The organism is Paenibacillus sp. QJM3NY_38 (assembly GCF_056173265.1).
Genome location: NZ_CM149665.1, coordinates 3253439 through 3272431 on the forward strand (window position 1 = coordinate 3253439; position 18993 = coordinate 3272431).

At 48.2% G+C, this 18993-nt stretch carries 17 protein-coding genes and 2 pseudogenes; 15 read left to right on the forward strand and 4 right to left on the reverse strand.

Annotation, left to right across the window (positions count from 1 at the left end):
- Positions 1–17 precede the first annotated feature (17 nt).
- The 13 genes and pseudogenes from AC0VZ8_RS15160 to hisC all read left to right on the forward strand — a co-directional run bounded on the left by AC0VZ8_RS15160 (position 18) and on the right by hisC (position 11877).
- On the forward strand, positions 18–476 hold the full coding sequence (locus AC0VZ8_RS15160; protein ID WP_475487399.1) for a DMT family transporter: 459 nt from the start codon (positions 18–20) through the stop codon (positions 474–476).
- 33 nt (positions 477–509) lie between these two features.
- The gene (locus AC0VZ8_RS15165; protein ID WP_475487400.1) at positions 510–914 is read left to right on the forward strand and encodes an NUDIX hydrolase; all 405 of its coding nucleotides are present in this window, start codon (positions 510–512) and stop codon (positions 912–914) included.
- A 339-nt stretch (positions 915–1253) separates the two neighbouring features.
- Entirely contained in the window at positions 1254–2501 is a 1248-nt protein-coding gene (locus AC0VZ8_RS15170; RefSeq protein ID WP_475487401.1) for an MDR family MFS transporter, read from the forward strand.
- A gap of 188 nt (positions 2502–2689) precedes the next feature.
- Entirely contained in the window at positions 2690–3142 is a 453-nt protein-coding gene (locus AC0VZ8_RS15175) for a DoxX family protein (RefSeq protein WP_475487692.1), read from the forward strand.
- 30 nt (positions 3143–3172) lie between these two features.
- Positions 3173–3799 carry a TetR/AcrR family transcriptional regulator gene (locus AC0VZ8_RS15180; protein WP_260067567.1) on the forward strand — a complete coding sequence of 209 codons (627 nt, stop codon included), beginning with the start codon at positions 3173–3175 and terminating at the stop codon, positions 3797–3799.
- Positions 3789–4256 (forward strand): DUF2269 family protein, encoded by a 468-nt coding sequence (locus AC0VZ8_RS15185; RefSeq protein WP_475487402.1) that lies wholly within the window; start codon positions 3789–3791, stop codon positions 4254–4256. The genes AC0VZ8_RS15180 and AC0VZ8_RS15185 overlap by 11 nt, the downstream gene beginning before the upstream one ends.
- 176 nt (positions 4257–4432) lie before the next feature.
- Positions 4433–6939 (forward strand): annotated as a pseudogene (locus AC0VZ8_RS15190) (WG repeat-containing protein).
- Positions 6940–7049: 110 nt separating this feature from the next.
- Positions 7050–7460, forward strand: a complete 411-nt coding sequence (locus tag AC0VZ8_RS15195; RefSeq protein WP_475487403.1) for a hypothetical protein — start codon at positions 7050–7052, stop codon at positions 7458–7460.
- A 110-nt stretch (positions 7461–7570) separates the two neighbouring features.
- Positions 7571–8701, forward strand: a complete 1131-nt coding sequence (locus AC0VZ8_RS15200) for an MFS transporter (protein WP_475487404.1) — start codon at positions 7571–7573, stop codon at positions 8699–8701.
- A 135-nt stretch (positions 8702–8836) separates the two neighbouring features.
- A complete protein-coding gene (locus AC0VZ8_RS15205; RefSeq protein ID WP_475487405.1) occupies positions 8837–10048 on the forward strand; it encodes a Bcr/CflA family efflux MFS transporter in 1212 nt (403 codons plus the stop codon).
- Between the two features lie 10 nt (positions 10049–10058).
- A pseudogene (locus tag AC0VZ8_RS15210) lies at positions 10059–10250 on the forward strand (hypothetical protein); the annotation flags it as partial.
- 175 nt (positions 10251–10425) lie between these two features.
- Positions 10426–10731 (forward strand): Dabb family protein, encoded by a 306-nt coding sequence (locus AC0VZ8_RS15215; RefSeq protein ID WP_260067572.1) that lies wholly within the window; start codon positions 10426–10428, stop codon positions 10729–10731.
- A gap of 33 nt (positions 10732–10764) precedes the next feature.
- Entirely contained in the window at positions 10765–11877 is a 1113-nt protein-coding gene (gene hisC / locus AC0VZ8_RS15220; RefSeq protein ID WP_260067573.1) for a histidinol-phosphate transaminase, read from the forward strand.
- 202 nt (positions 11878–12079) lie between these two features.
- Here hisC and AC0VZ8_RS15225 read toward each other — a convergent pair whose 3' ends face one another.
- The 3 genes from AC0VZ8_RS15225 to AC0VZ8_RS15235 are packed head-to-tail and all read right to left on the reverse strand — an operon-like array spanning position 12080 to position 15585.
- Complete coding sequence (locus AC0VZ8_RS15225) at positions 12080–13162, reverse strand: Ger(x)C family spore germination protein (RefSeq protein WP_475487406.1); 1083 nt, start codon at positions 13160–13162, stop codon at positions 12080–12082.
- Position 13163: 1 nt separating this feature from the next.
- Positions 13164–14258, reverse strand: a complete 1095-nt coding sequence (locus AC0VZ8_RS15230; protein ID WP_260067575.1) for a GerAB/ArcD/ProY family transporter — start codon at positions 14256–14258, stop codon at positions 13164–13166.
- Positions 14251–15585: a spore germination protein gene (locus AC0VZ8_RS15235; RefSeq protein ID WP_475487407.1), complete on the reverse strand. Its 1335-nt coding sequence runs from the start codon at positions 15583–15585 to the stop codon at positions 14251–14253. The genes AC0VZ8_RS15230 and AC0VZ8_RS15235 overlap by 8 nt, the downstream gene beginning before the upstream one ends.
- A 140-nt stretch (positions 15586–15725) precedes the next feature.
- On the opposite strand from AC0VZ8_RS15235, the gene AC0VZ8_RS15240 reads away from it, so the two are divergent.
- Positions 15726–16382: an FMN-dependent NADH-azoreductase gene (locus AC0VZ8_RS15240; RefSeq protein ID WP_475487408.1), complete on the forward strand. Its 657-nt coding sequence runs from the start codon at positions 15726–15728 to the stop codon at positions 16380–16382.
- 69 nt (positions 16383–16451) lie between these two features.
- Here the strand turns inward: AC0VZ8_RS15240 and pdxR are convergent, their stop codons facing one another.
- Positions 16452–17849: a MocR-like pyridoxine biosynthesis transcription factor PdxR gene (gene pdxR, locus AC0VZ8_RS15245; protein ID WP_475487409.1), complete on the reverse strand. Its 1398-nt coding sequence runs from the start codon at positions 17847–17849 to the stop codon at positions 16452–16454.
- Positions 17850–17980: 131 nt separating this feature from the next.
- Here pdxR and AC0VZ8_RS15250 point away from each other — a divergent pair, with 131 nt between their 5' ends.
- Positions 17981–18955, forward strand: a complete 975-nt coding sequence (locus tag AC0VZ8_RS15250) for a DMT family transporter (protein ID WP_475487410.1) — start codon at positions 17981–17983, stop codon at positions 18953–18955.
- The last annotated feature ends 38 nt before the right edge of the window (positions 18956–18993 follow it).

Sequence of the window (18993 nt, forward strand, 5' to 3'; positions counted from 1 at the left end):
AAGTAAGGAGATGGAACATGTTAGCAGGATTGGTATTGGCACTAATCGCGGGATCATTGGTTAGTTTGCAGAACATATTCAATAATAGAGTGAATGAGAAAACAGGCTCCTGGTCTACAACGACGTTGGTGTTAGGCATGGGCTTCGTGGCTTCGTTTGTCATGAGTCTTGTTGTAGAAGGCAAAGGGACGTTCTCCCTTCATAACATGGAGCCTTGGTACTGGATTAGCGGGTTGATTGGGGTCGGCGTGGTGATTTGCCTGGTGCAGGCGACAAGGCTGCTGGGTGCCACCTTCGCCATTTCGATTGTCATGACCTCGCAGCTCGGTTTTGCACTATTGTGGGACTCCTTGGGATGGTTAGGGTTAGAGAAGGTGCCGTTTACCATGAATCAGCTGATCGGTGTACTTGTCATTGTTGGCGGGATTCTGGTATTTAAATTAGGCGGGAAACGGGAACAACAAGAGACGGCTTAGCGTTAAGCTTATCTGATGAGGGGAGGAATCCATATGATAACGGAGATTGACAAAATCGCCTGGATAAACATCGCGAATGGACGCATATTGGGCGCTCGTTCCAAAGGAAAGGATACGTACTACTTGCCGGGAGGAAAGCGAGAACCCGGGGAATCCGATATCGACACACTGGTGCGGGAAATCAAGGAGGAACTATCCGTTCGTATCAAACCGGAGACCGCGGCGCATGCTGGCAGCTTCCGCGCTGGCGCTCACGGCAAATCGGAGGGCGTTAGAGTAACGATGTCCTGTTACACGGCGGAGTATGAAGGAGAGCTAAGCCCGGCTTCGGAAATTGATGAATTGGCTTGGTTAACGTACAAGGATCGGGAGCGGGTCTCTGAGGTCTGCCAGATGATCTTCGATCATCTGCATGAATTGAAGAAGCTGGCTGACTAAGTCCTGTTGGAGAAGCAGCCTGCATCCAGGATGCAGAATTTAATGAGTGAGTATATTCAATGTCCAGACTGGTCCAACGGAAGGATAAATCAACACATCCATGCATCAAAAAAGACGCTCCTGCGGGAGCGTCTTTTCATATATGGAACAAATGTTCGTTTTGTGGGTCATCTAAATTGAATCGGACGATATTCGGCTTTCATATTATTAGTATAGCTCAGCGCTTAATATAAGTCTATATTTTGCCAGGGAAATGTTTTATAGTTTGTAATACCCGGCCGGGGGGCGTGGTATATCGCATTTTTTACTTGTGCTGTTCGGATAGAAAGAGGGAGTCCTGTGCAAATACGATTATGGAATAATAACTTAAAGGTTCGATTATTGGGTGAAGCGCTGTTCAATATGCTGTTTTGGATGTACTTTCCCTTCATAACGGTTTATTTCGGTGCAGCTTTAGGCAATCATATCGCGGGAATCCTCATGACGGTTCCTCCCATATTCAGCATCATCGGCAGCTTGCTCGGCGGCGCATTAGCCGATCGGCTGGGACGCCGCCCCATCATGCTGCTTGGCGCCTCGCTGCAGACGGTCATGTTTGCGCTGTTCGCGCTGTCGCCTTCGCACTGGATCGATTATGCCGCTTTTATCGGCATCGGATTCGGGGGCGCCATCTATAGGCCTGCCAGCTCCGCGATGGTAGCCGATCTGGTCCCGGTTGAAGAACGACGGCAGGTATTTGCAACGTTCATGACGGCGAACAACTTGGGAGCCGTGCTTGGTCCGGCGCTTGGGGCCATTTTCTTTTTCCAGTATCGGCAGGAGCTTCTGTGGTCTTGTTCCTTCGTCTTGCTGATCTATTTTATCGCGATTTACTTCATCGTTCAGGAAACCCTGCCGGCGCCTGCAAAACGCACGAAGCCGACGGGTTCGATTCTTCAGGTATTCAAGGAACAGTGGAACGGATATGGCGTCATTTTTCGAGATAAGGTGTTTTTGGTGTACATATTGGCGGGGATTTTTGCTCTTGTGGCCATCATGCAGCTGGATCTGTATTTGGCTGTATATGTGATCGATTATGTACCATCCCAGGCGCTGTTCTCCTGGAACGGACATTCGCTTATGCTTTCGAGCACGGAGATATTAGGGTGGGTGCTGGGGCTTAACGGGCTCTTGTTCGTTCTCTTTATTCTCCCGGTCACCAAGTGGTTTCGGGATTGGAAGGAGCGTGACGTATTCGTACTGTCTTCCCTGTTATCCGGAGTAGGCACTTTTGCACTCGGGCTGAACACAAACATCTGGTTCCTATTCTTCGTAACCATTATTTTCACTTTCGGCGAAATGGTCCGTTCTCCCGTGACGCAAAGCTTTATCAGCCGTTATGCCCCGGAGCATGCAAGAGGACAATATATGGGAGCTGACAGCTTACAGTTTACGATCGGAAGATTTCTGGCACCGGTGACGGTCTTTCTGTCCACTTGGCTGCAGCCTATGGGTATATTCAGCATTATCTTGCTATCGGCATTAATCAGTGTGGTGCTGTATATCCTGCTATTTCGAATGTATGATGAAGAAAAAGACGCAGCATAACAGGCCTATGATACGGGAGTAGAAATGAGAGCAAGCCTGGTTGAACGCAGCCGCAGGCTTGCTTTCTTTTTTATTTGACGCTGAACGTGACTGAAGTCTATAAAGGAATAAATTTGAAATTCATATTTACAAACCGCTGGTCGGTATATATAATAAAGCTACAAATATACGGAGGGTTGGTGAAGGTCATGATTCCGTTTATAGCCATGTTGGTTTCGCTTCTTTTGTTTCGGACGCTCGGCTTTGCAGGCTGGGAGTATATGAATGACTGGGTTATCTCACTCAGATTTGCGGTTGCGGTCCTGTTTCTGCTAACGGCTTCTGCCCACTGGGGAAAACGAAGACCCGACTTAATCGCCATGATCCCGCCAGGAATACCGAAGGCTGCACTCATGGTTACCATCACCGGGGTGCTGGAGCTTGCAGGCGCGATGCTCATCCTTATTCCGGTTACCGCAGCTTTGGCCTCTGCCGGTCTGGCGCTGATGCTGATAGCCATGTTTCCCGCCAATGTATACGCAGCGAATCACCATTTGTCACTCGGCGGTAAGCCGGTCACTCCAATCGTACCGAGAACGCTTCTCCAAATCGTGTTTCTGGCAGCGGTTCTCATGGCGGGCTGGCTTCCACCTCAAGGGTAACCAACTTATCATTAAGGAGGAGTTAAATAAGTGAAGCAGGAAGAAAGGCGAGAGCAAACCAAGCGAATACTGCTTGAAGCCACGGAAGACCTGATTAGGGAGCAAGGCTGCAGCCAAACCACCCTTAATGACATTATGAAGCGTTCCGGTTTGTCTAAAGGCGCCATATTTCATTATGTTTCAAGTAAGGATGAGCTGTTTGTGCACGTATTACGTGCTAAGCTTGCCGAGCAGAACGAGCAGTTCATGAGCGAAGTGAACAAGCAAGGGGACATCAAACAGTTTGACGGACCGATGAATACGATTATCAACAGCATGTCGAGACTGGAAAGTCGTGATGATGTCAGCAACCTGATCTTCATGTACCTGATTGGCAAAAGCGATCAGCCCGAAATCGCCGACATTGTGGCTGGCTTCTATAGGGAAGCGACAGCCACTTCGAAGCAATGGATTGTCACAGGCCAGGAAGCAGGGGTTATACCGGAATCCATCGATGCGGAACGCACCGCCGAGCTGTTCGAGCTGTTGTCGTTCGGACTGCGGATGCGGGGGCTTATCGGCGTAAATAGTCATGTATTCACCACGAAGGATTATACGGATTTCATCATCGATATTCTCCGACCCGGGAACGGGGAAGAGGGGAAGGATGGCCTATGACGCTGTGGTTATTTCTGCACATCGCCGGATGCGTATTATTTTTGGCAATATCATTACGGCGGCATTCTGGAAAATAAGAGCTGACCTGAAAGGGGATCCGGCCGAAGTTCATAATACGGTTAAGAATGTTTTGTTAGCCGATATGGTATTTACCCTGCCGGGTTTGCTGCTAATTATCATTTCAGGCGTTATGATGGCTGTTCAAGCCGGATATGCAATGGGCGGAATGAACTGGCTGATGGCCTCATTGATTCTGTTTGGCGTTACGGGGATCCTGTGGGCAGGTTTTTTGATTCCGCTGCAAAAAGGGATGATTCGGCATAGCATGCAATCCATTAGGGATGGGGTCATATCCGCCGGTTATAAAAGAGCTTCGACGTATTGGGCGGTAGGCGGGACAATAGCCACGCTGCTGCCGATTGTTATTTTATACTTCATGGTCAGTAAACCATTTTGAAGTGAAGAGAACGATCTGATTGCCTAACGTGATCAGGTCGTTTTTTTTAATTTGCGTTCATCCGACAATGGAACACAGGGGTGAGATGTGCCATTCCTACCCGCCAGCAGGTGCATATTTGACCATCCTCTGCATACAGTTAGGCGAGAAAGCTCTGAATAAGGGAGGATGCCCAAATGTCCGTTAATGATCAGCATTTGGCACAAATCGCTAAGGCCTATCTGCCAAGCGGTGCTGAACTTGTACGAATCGTTAAACCTATAGTACATCCTGCAGTTATCGCAGCCGACGTAACGGGAGATCACATACCGGAGATTGCTGGTGTGTCCCGATTCAATGAAGCACTATACTTATTTGTGCTGCAGTACCGCAACGGCGGATATGAGGTCGTAGCCAATGTCTTGGGGCAGGGATATGCGGTTAATTTATTGATCGCGGCCCCGGTGTTGAACCCTCATATGAATCAATTGATTGTGGGATGGCAGCTCGGTTCCATCTGGTCAAAATTGTCGATATACGCTTGGACACCAGAGGGCCTCCAAGATATCGCACCTGCCGATATATATTACAGTTATATCGAAATTGCCGATATGCCAGGTGCTTTAGGTCCGGATGGTCAGGCTGAAATTGCGCTTTGGATCCACGATACAGGCGAAGCTTATCGAGTCGAGGTCGTCAGGGGGAGCCAAGGGGCCTTAGTCACTGCACCGGATGTATACCCCTACTATTATCCTGTCGTTGTTAGGTACTACGAGAGACTGACGCAAGAACATCCGGATTACTCTTATTATTGGTATTACCTGGCGGAGGCACAGTATCGGGCCGGAATGCCGGAAGCGGCCCTTGTGTCGGTCCGCAAAGCACTTACGTTCGCAGAACCCTACCCGGCGCGTGAAACGCTGCTTGAACTTGAGAAACGGATCAAGGAGATGCTGGCAAGCAGAGGGCAGTCTCAGCAGCATGTCGGGTTATTTCCGGCATCCGTGAAGACGACGAACGGAACGAAGTGGGTTACATTGACCGCAGCGGAAATATGGTCATTGAGCCGATGTACGATGATGCACAGGATTTTCAGGACAATGGTCTCGCGATCGTAGGCGTGAAGGGGAAGTATGGCCTCATCGACAGGTCTGACCGTTTTGTAGTGAAGCCTATATATCAGTTCATCAGCCCGTTCTCGGAGCATCGAGCGACCGTGATCGATGAACAAGGTTTTAAGATGATTAACGAACAAGGAGTAGTTCTGACACGACGAGGTTATCCGTATATGGCAGAACTTAAAGAAGGTAGGGCGGTTTATTATGTAACCGATAATGGCAGTGGCGATGGCGCGAACAGCAGATACGGCTATTTAGATTCCGCAGGCCAAGAGGTAATCCCGGCGCAATTTGAGGTAGCGAATGATTTTGTCGATGGCAAAGCTGTTGTGAAAATCCAAGACCGTCATTACGCGCTCATTGATCTCCATGGCCGCCGATTGGCCAATTATCCATTCACCTACGTCGGACCGCCCGGCGATAGCTTGTTTGCTTATCAGAAGGATAGCACTGGCAAATACGGCTATATCGACGAGCAGGGGAACATCGTCATTCCGCCGACCTATACTTCGGCATTTCCTTTTCATCATGACAGAGCCATCGTCAACACAGCTGAAGATTACAAGTCGAAGTATGGCGTCATTAATAAGCAGGGCGAGTGGGTCATCCAGCCGGAATATAACGATATTCGGGATTTGAATGAAGACCGGTTTGCGCTTGGACGTGCGATCGATCCTGCACAGCCGTATATCGGCTCGATCTATTCCATTGCAGATTGGGATGGAAAGAGGTTATCCGATTTTGTATACCGTGAAGTATCGGAATACAAGCACGGATTGGCATCCGTTTATGATGCACAGCAGACGTATTTTATTGATCGAACCGGCAGACCGGCGCCGGGGTATCCTCAAGTGAACGGCAGCGGTTCGCTCACGCTCGAACCAGGCGGGCTAATTAAGGCTTTTGTCGATCAGCGGCTGTCTTACCTAGACCGGTCGGGTCACGTCATCTGGAAGCAGAACACGGTGATTCCGCTGCAACCACCTTATAAGGTAATGGAGGAAAAGTACAAACCCAATCCGGATTACTTGGTCTACTATCCACAGATCGAAGGTATGAGGGATCAGGCAGCTCAGCAAACGCTGAATACGAAGCTTAAAGAAATGTCACAGTTGAAATTCATTCCTGAGAATCAACAGCTTGATTACACGTATACAGGCGATTTTGACGTCATTTTCTACAAGCAGAAGCTCCTCGAACTAGAGTTGAACGGTTATAACTATCCCTTCGGTGCCGCACATGGCATGCCAACCAAAGTTTACGCCGTGATCAACCTGGAAAACGGCAGGATGTATGAATTGAAGGACTTGTTTAAGCCTGGCATCGATTATGTGAAGGAGCTCAGCCGTATCGTTGGCAAGCAGATACAAGAGGATCCGCAGTATTCGTACGTATTCCCGGATAGCTACAAGGGAATTGCAGCAAACCAGCCCTTCTATGTAACCGAGGACGCGTTGCATCTGGTGTTTGCACCGTATGAGATCGCTCCTTACGCAGCGGGTTTTCCGACATTCACAATTCCTTTCGCTGAGATCAAGGACATGATCAATACTGAGAGTGAATTTTGGAGGGCGTTTCATTCCTGAGCTTTCATTTCGGGAGTAAAAGCCATACCTAACCTTTCCATATTTCCAAACAAGGATTAGAATAGATGAAAACTCCCCTTACATACGAAGCTGGGCTTGGAGGTTTGGTTATGGCAGATAGTGTCACAGGCAAAAAAGATTTCGTTATCACATGCGCTGAGGATTGCGGGAACGCACCGAAGAAGGAGCTGCTTAAGAAACTCCACATCGCTATGGCTGGCATGGACGCACAATTTATGAATGAGAATTTCACGGATGGGATTCAGCTGAATTACGTTGGGGAAAGAATCGTTCAAGGGAAGGAACAAGTGATTGAATCGTTATGTCAGGTGAAGTATGGCAAGACAGTCGAACTGCATATTCATCATTTGATAACACATGGCAGTACCGGTGCAGCGGAAGGGATCCTTATATTCGATGACCGGAAGCGCCTGGCATTTTGTAACGTGTACCGGTTCAGCAGCGGTAAAGCTGCCAAGATTAAGGAGATCACTTCCTATACAATCCCATTGTCTGAATGATCACGTCTAGAAAGGACCTTAATTTGTGGTAACTTTTTTTCTTCTTATTATTTATTTGGCCTTTATTAGTTTAGGGCTTCCCGATTCCTTGCTTGGGGTCCTGGCCGGCCATGCAGCCAGAGATCGGCGCAGCCTTCGAATCCGCAGGGCTGCTATCCATGGTCGTAACCGGAGGCACGATTGTATCCAGCTTGGTCAGCGGAAGTTTGATTGAACGCTTCGGGACGGGTATCGTTACGTTTGTCAGCTGTTTGTTGACGGCGAGCGCGCTCCTCGGCTTTTCGTTTGCGCCATCGCTGTTCTGGCTGATTTTGCTGGCGATTCCGCTTGGATTAGGCGCAGGGGCAGTCGATTCGGGGTTGAACAATTACGTGGCGAACCATTATAAGGCCCATCATATGAGCTGGCTGCACTGCTTCTGGGGCGTAGGCGCAACGTTAGGACCCATCATCATGTCCTATTCGATGGGGACCAACGATGCATGGAGAGACGGATATTATACCGTATCGATGCTGCAATTCGTGCTGGTTGTCATCCTGCTCATCACGCTTCCGCTCTGGAGGATCGTGGCGGGCAAACATCAGCCCCAAGGCATGGAGGAACTTCATACGAGAAACGAATCAACGAGCCGTGATGAAGCTGCCGCACGCAAACAAAGAAACCCGCTTCAAATTAAAGGGGTTAAGTTTACTTTGATGGCCTTCATGTTCTACTGCGGAGCGGAAATGACCGTCGGTTTATGGGGAGCGAGCTTTCTGGTCGGGACCAGAGATTTACCGTTAGAAACAGCAGCAGTGTGGGTTTCCATGTATTATGGAGGCATCACGGTCGGCCGATTTATTACCGGATTCGTAACGCTGAAGTTCAACAACCTCACGCTTATCCGGGCCGGGCAGATGACGGCCATTGCAGGGGCCATCCTGTTATTGCTGCCGCTGCATCCCTATTTGTCCCTAATCGGGTTGGTTGTCATCGGACTCGGGCTTGCGCCTATATTTCCTTGTTTGCTGCATGAAACGCCGGCCCGCTTCGGCAGAGCCCACTCATCCAGAATCATGGGCTATCAGATGGCTGTAGCTTATACGGGCACCACGATACTGCCTCCGCTGTTTGGCATCGTTGCGGCTCAAATATCGATAGGTTTATTCCCTGTCGTCATTCTGTTGTTTGCCGTGATGATGCTGCTGAGCTCCGAGAAAGTTAACCGTATCCTTTATAAAAACGGGAAGAGCGCGGTTTGATTAGAACCGGGCTCTTCTTTTGTCCGGAAATACACGTATACCGTATAAACCTTGCGGGCGCACTATTCTATTTTGGACAAACCTGATACATTATAGGAATACAAAAAAATAGTAGAGTAGAGGTGTTTGACACATATGCTTCATAACCCGACAGGAAAAGAACGCCTCGGATTAGCCTTGCTCCTCAGCTTGCTTGGCATATTAGGACCGTTCAATATCGATATGTATTTGCCGAGCTTTCCCGACATTGCCGATGATTTAAGCGCGCGGGCGTCGCTCGTACAGCTTAGCTTGACATCCTGTCTGATCGGCCTTGCGGCTGGCCAAATCATTGTGGGACCGATCAGCGATGCGCAAGGAAGAAGAAGACCGCTGCTCATATCGCTTGTCTTGTTTGCCCTTTCTTCCTTATTCTGTGCATTGGCACCCGATATTACGACCCTTATCATCGCCAGATTCTTGCAGGGATTTACGGCAGCTGCCGGCCTTGTCATCTCGCGCGCCGTAGTAAGGGATGTGTTCAGCGGTCGCGAGCTTACGAAGTTTTTTGCCTTATTATCCGTCATTAATGCGGTTGCCCCCATGGTTGCACCGATGTCCGGTGGAGCCATTTTGCTTATGCCGGGTGCAAGCTGGCATTCGATCTTTTATTTTTTAAGCTTGTTCGGTGCAGTCATCGTATTGATCGTCGCTTTTCGGTTGAAGGAAACCTTGCCGCGGGAGAGAAGAACGCCTAGCTCCCTTACCCATTCTGTGCGTACGATGGGAAGCTTGTTCAAAGATCGATCTTTTATCGGATATGCGTTGACAGTAGGCTTTATTCACGGAGGAAGCTTTGCTTACGTTTCGGGGACGCCGTTTGTATACCAAGGAATTTACGGTGTGTCGCCGCAGGTATTTAGCGTGCTGTTCGGAATCAATGGAATCGCCATTATTTCGGGGAGCTTCATCATTGGCCGTTTTGGCGGCATCATCCATGAGCGGAATTTGCTTCGAATCGGGGTCATCGTCTCCGTAAGTGCAACCTTCCTGCTCCTGATCATGACGATGCTCAAAGGGCCTCTCGCGATCATTGTCATCTTGATCTTTATGTATATGGTTACAATCGGCATGGTGGCTACCAGCACATTTACGCTGGCCATGGAGAAACAAGGTCATCGGGCAGGAAGCGCAAGTGCTGTCATTGGTTTGCTGCCCTTGATGCTTGGTTCGATTGTGTCACCGCTGGTCGGTATTGACGAATCCACAGCCGTGCCGATGGGGGCCATATTGTTCTTCACTTCCGTGTTGGGCGCGGCATCGTTCTTCAAATTGACGAAACCACAGGGGAGTCCAGTGGAAAGCTGATATTGTGATTGGAGGCCATGGCTCGCTCCGACGAACCGAGTCGCTTGTCCCGCTTATCATTGTTGGAACTAACGAAAAGCCTGAGCATCTACGAATGGTTGATCTAAAAGCCTATTTACTTGATCTGTTGACAAATCACCGTTCAGAGAACAAAATAATTTGCAGAAGCTATACTGTCATGTTCTATCCTATGCCAGTGTAGTGCAGTTTGCTGGATGTTAGGCACTTTTTTCCGATTCTTATGGAAAAGGGTGCCTTTTTCATAGCGATTTATTTGACTTTTGCCGTTATAATATGATGTAACTCTAGCCACAGCACTTCTAGCTGCCAAGATGATCTCAACCTTATAAGAATCTTAATAAAGGAGCTGTACGAACATGACGACCAACCGAATCATTCATTCCGTTATTTTTTCGCTTAAACATGAGAAAGGCTCAGCGGAGGAGCAGCGTTTCCTGGAGGATGGACGATCTGCCCTCAGTACGATTCCAACGGTTCAAGACTTTAAGATATTCAAGCAAATCAGTCCTAAAAATACATATGATTTCGGCTTCTCGATGGTGTTTGAGAACGAAGGCGATTATGAAGCCTATAATGAGCACCCGCAGCATATTGACTTCGTCGAGAACCGCTGGAAGAAGGAAGTCGAACAATTTTTGGAGATCGATTACAGCGAAGTGTAGAAGATGAATACACGGTAACGGAGGGAGAACATATTGAATCAAGCAGGGGTAGATAAAGAGTTGCAAGTAACGCCGCGGCAGGCATTAGGATGGTTGAAGCCTTACACGGCCGGAAAGCCCATCTGGGAAGTACAGCAGGAATACGGCTTGGATCGCGTCATCAAATTGGCTTCCAATGAAAATTCACTCGGTCCTTCGCCCAAAGCATTGCAAGCCATTCAGGAGCAGCTGCCTGATCTGCACCGTTATCCCGACGAACGCTCTTCGGGTCTAGCCCAAGCGCTTGGCGAGCACTTGGGATTGGCGGCGAATCAATTCATTGTGACAAACGGCGGCGATGAGCTGATCATGCTGATATCTCGGGCATACCTTGAGCCAGGCGACGAGATCGTGGTTCCTGATCCGACATTCAGCGAATATGAGTTTGGCGCTTTTCTTATGTCCGGTACGGTCATTAAGGTACCGCTGCGTGAGCAATATGCCTTCTCTGCGGAAGATATACTGTCCGTGATTACGGAACGTACCAAAATCGTGTATCTTTGTACTCCCAATAATCCCACAGGCACCTACATTCCCGAGCTTGAAATGAAAAAGCTTCTGGACCGTCTTCCTACTCGCGTGCTGGTTGTGATCGATACGGCATATCGTCATTACGCGACAGCCCCTGATTACTCGGACGGGATCCGTTTCATCGAGATGGGATATCCGGTCATCACCCTGAATACCTTCTCCAAAATCTACGGACTTGCGGGTATTCGCGTCGGCTATGGCGCTGCTTCGGAAGGCATCATCCGTACACTGCTTCAGGTTAAGGAGCCCTTTAACGTCAATGCGCTGGCACAAGCGGCGGCATCGGCCGCACTTGGGGATGAGGAGCATGTCCAGGCATCATGCCGGATGAATGAACAAGGCAGACAGCAAATCTATGAGGGACTGCGTCGGTTATCGATTCCTTACTGCGAGAGCATGAGCAATTTTATTCTGGCAGAGCTTGGAGAACAGGCGGAGATCCTATATCATAAGCTGCTGGAGCGGGGGATCATCGTCCGCTACGCCAAAGGTTGGGGACTGCCTAAGCATATTCGGATTTCGGTAGGAACCGCGGAAGAAAATCAAGCGCTGCTTGATGCTTTGGGTGAATCTTAGGGCATACCACGTAACCTATGGTAAGTATGAAGAGTTAAAAGAGATGCTGTTATCCGTCAAAAATCCCGATAAGAGCGCCGATATTGAAAACATCCGAAAAGGATCCAGATTGAACTGCACCCCCATTGTTAGACATGATCTAACTATGGGAGGTGCAGTTTTTTTGATGAATTGTGATGCAGTCTAATCCGTTATCCTGAATTTACAGATTCTTAAGATTACCCCGATTCTCAATGATGGTTGTTACACGTAGTTTGAAATCCAGATTCGGGTAGTAAGTGGTTCTCCAATCCCGCAGCTGTTCTCGGGTCAGATGGTTTCTGAAATATTGGCCCAAGGCAAAGATATCGGCTTGATCTGTTTGCGTTTTCTTAAACATTAGATCCAGACGAGAGGTCAGCAGCGCCTCCAGCTTCTCGTTAATTTGCTCCTCCGTTAGATGCCCCCTGGAATCTAGTATGGTGACCTTCAGCCTGAGATGGCTTCGGAGATAAGGCTGATCATTCTTCATCCAGCTATGATGGGTAAGCCTGTTGCTAATGATTTGTACGGTGGCGCTGTCCATAATCTCCACCTTGCCGAATGCGCTTTTTCCATAAAAGGCATTGGCCACTAGCGTTTCATCGGATCCGATTTGACCCGTCATTCTGCCATTCTTGATGATGGCCGAACCCAAGCATTCAATACTTGTGGATCTTCCTGAACGTATGATCGGGACGATGACATCATGTGTATAGGAATGAATGCTGCGAAACATTTGCCATATCCGGGTGTCCGCCAACTGGGGGTTCCAGCCGGCGTTTTTTTCGAAATAATCATATATGATATTGCCGCTGTGTTCCGATTTGGCTGCCATATCTGAGAAGAATTGATCCAGCCCTTGATCACTGATGGCAAATAGCGTTTTGGAGGAGATGTCTCTGGAACGATTAAATGCGGAAATGATGTCTTCCATGCCGTTACGGGCAAAATTTTTATCCACGATGACGATTTTCAAATGCAGCAAATCGACCTGAGTCTCCATATTCATGCTTATATGATCGATGATTTCATTGATGGTATCGCCCGTATCCGAAACGATATTTACGGTGCTTGTGTCATTCGTTGCCGGAATATCCAGAAACACCTTGTATTGATTCTCCTCGGTTAACGAAATGCCCATAATGACCGGAAGCGAGCGATGGTTAATGTCTTTGATATCCCAGCAGCCGGTAAGCAAGGGCACCAGGGCAGCCAGCATGAGAACGAATTTAAAGGTAATTCGGATGGTGGCAAGCTTGTCCATATTAAGTTACCTCCGTAGTACGGTTCGCTTTATGCTTGTGCCGCCAACCGATGATAAACGTGATCAGCGGAATGACCAGGAACATATACAGCCTCAGTGGAATAATCCACCCTTGCAGCGTCTTAAGGAAGTCCCAGTTGGGGATGGCGATGGATATGGCAAACAATCCGATGGTCAGCGCAATCAGGAGAAAGTTTTGAGGAATGAACGGGACGGCCCGCTTGGCCAGCGTGATGAGAACCCATAATGTCACACCCAGGAACAGAAACGCAAAAGCCATCAAACTCAATAAAAAGAAGATTGTGATCCGATCAAATAAAAGCCATGTAATGTTCACGGTGTCTATCGTCATTAGCATGGGGAATTCATATAATTCGGCGGTTGCGTGACCAAAGGTTAGAAGCGGCAAATAAACGGATAATAAGAACATGGGAAACAGCAAGAGACAGCCTAGCATCATTTTTTTGGTGCTGATCTGTATAGATGGCGGTAACAGCCCCAGGAAAAAGAAACCGCCCGCATATACGAATAAACTGACCAGAAAATCAGGTTTAGCAAGAAAATGGAACGATTGACCCGGGTCAATGATCGGCAGCAAGTAATACCAATCCACATTTTGAAAGCTAAAACAGAGAACAAAAATAATGGGGATTGTGAACAGGATAACCAGCAGGACACTGGTTCGGGCCATGCTGCCCATTCCTTGCCAAGCCATGAGGAAAGCAATGGATATCAGTAACAACTGGATCGCCCACAGCGGCGTGCTCGACAAGAATACTAAGGTGAGCATCTCGGAATAAGCTCGGATCGTTATGATAATGGCTACGCCGAAGTAGAGCAAGGCAGGCAGCAGGAGTATCCACGGAAGAAATTTGCCGACGCTTCCGAAAATATCCACGACATTCCGATGCGCTGCCCATTGCAGTCCTTTGACATACATGTAGAGGGCTATCGCATGCAGACCATAGCTTATGGAAATTCCGATCCAATGCCCCATGTCCATGGCCGAAAACAAATCGGAAGGATAGAGAAAAAAGATAAGACCCATATGACAAACCACATACATGATGGCTGCTTGATAACCACTCTTATCCATTGCGATCATCCTTCTGATTTAATGTTGGAAATGACAAGTAAGGAATGCCCATGCTTTTTTGATGGCCCATATAGGCACAAATGACCACGATTCCAGCAAGGAGTCCCAACATCCCATAGATGGCGGATAAAATGATCAGCAGGTATTTGAACACGCGAACAGATACAGCGTTCTGAAACCCCACTACCGTAGAAGAAGCGATCGTGGTACCTGCCAGCACGATAATCAGAAGGTTGCTGACAAGTTTAGCGGACACGGCTGCTTGGCCCAGTATAATACCACCAACCATCGTAATCGTGGGGCCCACGCTTTTTGGAAGTCGAACACTTGCTTCAAGAATGAGCTCTAAAACGATGAGGAGCAGCAGCGTTTCGACAAAGGCGGGATAAGGTACGTCCTGCCGGCTGTTAGCAATCGACAAGGCTAGCTGAAGCCGTAGTACCTCAGGGTTAACGGACACTAAGGCCACATATAACCCAGGAATAATCGTTGCGATCAAGACGCCCACAATTCGCAAAAGACGGATAAGGTACATGAAGGTACGAGGGTAATTATGATCGTCCTTCATGCAGAACATATCCATGACGAGACTGGGTAAAATGATCGCAAAAGGATGACGGTCAATCATAAATACCACTTTACCTTGTTGAAGGGCGTGAGCTGCATTTTGCGGTAATTCCGTCATGTTGAAGTTGGTTACGAACGACCACTTGTTTAATCCCAGCATGTTCTCAAGCTGTTGTATATGTTGAACATCCTGGTGTAATCCTGCTCTGATCTTCGCTTGGATGGATTGCAGTAACTCGGGGTTGATCCTGTCTTCCTGATAGATTAATAATAACGACTTGGGGTGACTTGACCCCACCGTGTACGCTTCTACTTGCAGGCTGGGTCCGGTGCAGTGTTTTCGAAGGATGCCGATATTCGTATGGATATCCTCCAAAAAAGAGCTGCTGGAGCCGTATACCGTACTTTCCGTTTCAGGCGCAGAGACGGAGCGGGTGACACTTTTCGATATCGGAAGCACGGCGCTGCAAGTTCCCGACGAGGGTTCCAGGATGATCAGGTTGCCCTTCATGATGTCAGGAATAACCGCTTCCAGTTTGGGTTCGACAAGTTCGCCCAAAATTTTTAGAAGTTTCGCGGGCGGCAGGGAGGTTTTGACCAGATTTGAGGTTTGAGTTTGAAGGGATGCGATACTCTGGGGCAGATCAACTAACGAATCTAAACCGATCACTTGAACTTGATACTGCAGCAATCGAATTTCAATATTGAAATAATCAGCATTCGCTTTGAAATACTGAGCAGGGCTTTCTTTGAGATCCATATATTTACTCCCCCGCGCACATATATTAGATATCATTTCCATTGCAGCTATTGATTTATGCATAAAAGCTTAATTGATGTCACACTTGGAGTGCCTTATTTGTCTACATTATGAAATAGACGAAAAAGGAGAGATATACGATGGAGAACATGCTCATCATCAACGCACATCCGAGGGTGGAGTCAGTAACATTGGTCAGCCTGCAGGTGCTTCAGCATTTTTTGGAGGCGTACACGAAATGGAACCCAGCAGGAGTTATAGAACAAATCGATTTATACCGTGATTCTATACCTGTCATAGATCATATGATTCTAGAGCTACAGAGCAAACAGGGAAGAGGGGAGCTGCTTAGCGAAGAGGAGCAGCAGCTAACGGTCCGCACGTCCGCCATTCTACAGCAATTTAAGGCGGCACGGAAATATGTCATCGTCTTGCCGATGCACAATTTCAACGTTCCTTCGAAGCTTAAGGATTATATCGATAACATCCTCATTGCACGAGAGACATTCCAATATACGGAGAAGGGTTCGGAAGGTTTGCTAACCGATGGCCGCAGTCTGCTGGTCATTCAGGCGAGTGACGCCATTTATACAAATAACGATTGGTATACCGAGGTGGAATATTCACATAAATACCTTAAATCCATGTTTAACTTTATGGGGGTTATGGATTATCAGATCATCCGGGCACAAGGAAATGCATTTTTCGATAGGGATCAAGTTCTGGCACAGGCTTATAAGGAAGCCGAAGAAGCTGCGAAACGTCTTGCAGGTAAGAAGGTTGAGACATCAGTATGAAAGGCAAGATAGAGTCCCGTTCTGTATATCAATAAAACAAGGCTGCCAACCCGGCAGCCTTTCCTTCGCTCATTCATAGTGGCCCTGCTCCTTCAAATAGGTGAGCAGTAACGCCATGTTTTTGCGAATCTCATCAGGGCTCAGATGACCGTAACCCAAAAGCAGCTTGTTTACATGCATGCCCTTCTGAATACTGTGATACTCCACTGGCGTAATGCGTATTCTGTTTAACCGGCTTTTTTCTCTGAACGACTCATCAAAATGAATTCCGGGAAACTCAACGGCAAGATGCAGGCCGGCCGCATCTCCCCAGGGGTGCCAGGCCTCCCCGAAACACGCTTCGAGTGATGATAGAAGCACCTCCCTACGTTCACCATATAACCTTCGCATTTTCCTAATATGTCTGTCGAATTTTCGAGTATGTAAAAACTCAGCCAGTGCTGCTTGCTCAAACGGCGGATTCTGGACATCCGTATAAGTGCGGAGAAAACGCCAGCGTTGCTGAAGCTTAGGTGGAAGTATCGCATAACCAATTCGAAGAGCAGGAAAGAGCACTTTACTAAATGTACCGATATAGATTACCCGCTCCGAGTCCAAGGCATATAACGGCGATACCGGATCACCATAATACCGGAATTCACTGTCATAATCATCCTCGATAATATAGCTTTGGTTCTCCCGTGCGAAACGGATTAACGCGGCACGTCGGTCAGCGGGCAGGATTCCCCCTAGAGGAAATTGATGTGAAGGCGTGATATAGACGGGTGAAGATGGTTTTCCTTTCAGCTTGTCTGGCTGTATTCCATGTTCATCCACTGAAACAGGCTGGACGATGTAGCCTTTATTAATAAATGTCTGCAGTATCTCGATGTTGCAGGGGTCTTCAACCATAATTTCCATTCCATCCTCATACAACAAGTCAGCAATGACGTGCAGTGCATGGGTAGCTCCTGCCGTTATAAAGACGTCTTCAGGATCTACGGAGAGCCCTTTGCTCCTGTAAAGCCATGAAACGATTTCCATGCGCAGTCGCGGCAATCCTTGGGGACCGGTATAACCTAGCAAATCAGGAGGCATCTCGCTTAATGTTTTCTGGGAGATCTGCTGCCACAGATACCGTGGAAATTGTCTTAATTCCGGCTGGCCCGTCCGGAAATCAACTAAAAAAGAAAGGGGGGGCTCTACCCGCTTCGGCTGTTCTTCGACTGGCGGGTCATCCAGAGACAAACCTTCGGCAATCCGGGTCGGTGCTCCCTGGCGGCTCACGACAAAGCCTTCGACGAGCAGCATCTCAATAGCTTCATTTATGGTGTTTCGTGAAACATGCAGCACATTTGCCAAAACACGAGTAGATGGCAGTGCTTCGCCTGCCTTGAGTTTCCCGTTAATAATCTGGTCCCGGACGGCAAGATAAATCTGGCGTTTCAGCGGAATTTCGCTGCTCCGCTGCAGTTCAATTCCCCACATTAGGGCATGACCTCCAACTGGTCTGTATAAATTCTAGTTTAACTGGCTCTTTATCCGTACCAGTTCACACTCTATGATTGTAGCATATATCAATGTCTATTAGTCCTAGGATGGTTGGGGGATGTGATCGTTTGGAGCGTTGGAAAGGGATGTTGTATCTGTTGGGTGCATTTTCACTTGCGGGCACCTCGGTTATTACCGGTTGGTTTTTGAACGAAAGATTAGGGGTTTTCACCATTACTGCAGTCAGCTTGTTCTTTGCGCTTCTGTGTTTGCTGCCACTGTGTCTGAGGAATCTGATGAAGACGGTCCGTCGTTTATCGATAAGAGAGTGGAGGATTCTATTCTTCCAGGCGTTATTTGGAATGTTTCTGTTTCGGATGTTTTTACTGTACGGCCTACAACATACAAGTTCTGCTGAAGCCGGAATCTTAACGGGTGCCACGCCTGCCTTTACCGTTATTCTGGCCGGCATGCTGCTGAAAGAATCGATGAACCGCACCAAGCTCGTGGGTGTTCTAAGCACGGTGGGAGGAGTTATCGTGATCCAGGGGTTATTTTCATCGGATGTTTCATTTTCCATTCATCATGTATGGGGTAACGCGCTAGTCCTCTGCGCAGCAGCGAGTGAATCTTACTTTAACATCCTGTCTCGGATCAGTTCAGTCAAGCAAAACAAGACATACGATGAGAGTTTGCATCCTATAGTCCAAACGACATTGGTCTCTGCACTGGCCCTCATGCTCTGCCTGGTTCCTTCATGGTTTGAGAACCCCGCAGCTTCACTATCAGCGATCGGGCTTAAGGAGTGGCTGGCCCTGGTATGGTATGGACCTATTGTAACGGCCCTGGCTTTTATTTGCTGGTATGCCGGCATCAAGCGGTGCCAGGCATCAACGGCCGCAGCTTTTTCGGGGATGATGCCGTTTACCGCTTTAATGCTCTCGGTCATCCTATTAAAGGAATCGGCAGGCTGGGAGCAGTGGTGCGGGGGACTCCTGGTCATTCTAGGTATGGTTCTGATTGGGAGAAATCAAGCACAAACCGGTAAATTGTCCATGCAGCCTGTCACTGACCATGGAATGATTTCTGGAGTTTCGAAATGAACGAATGGATACAGATGGATGGAAACGTAGAACGGATA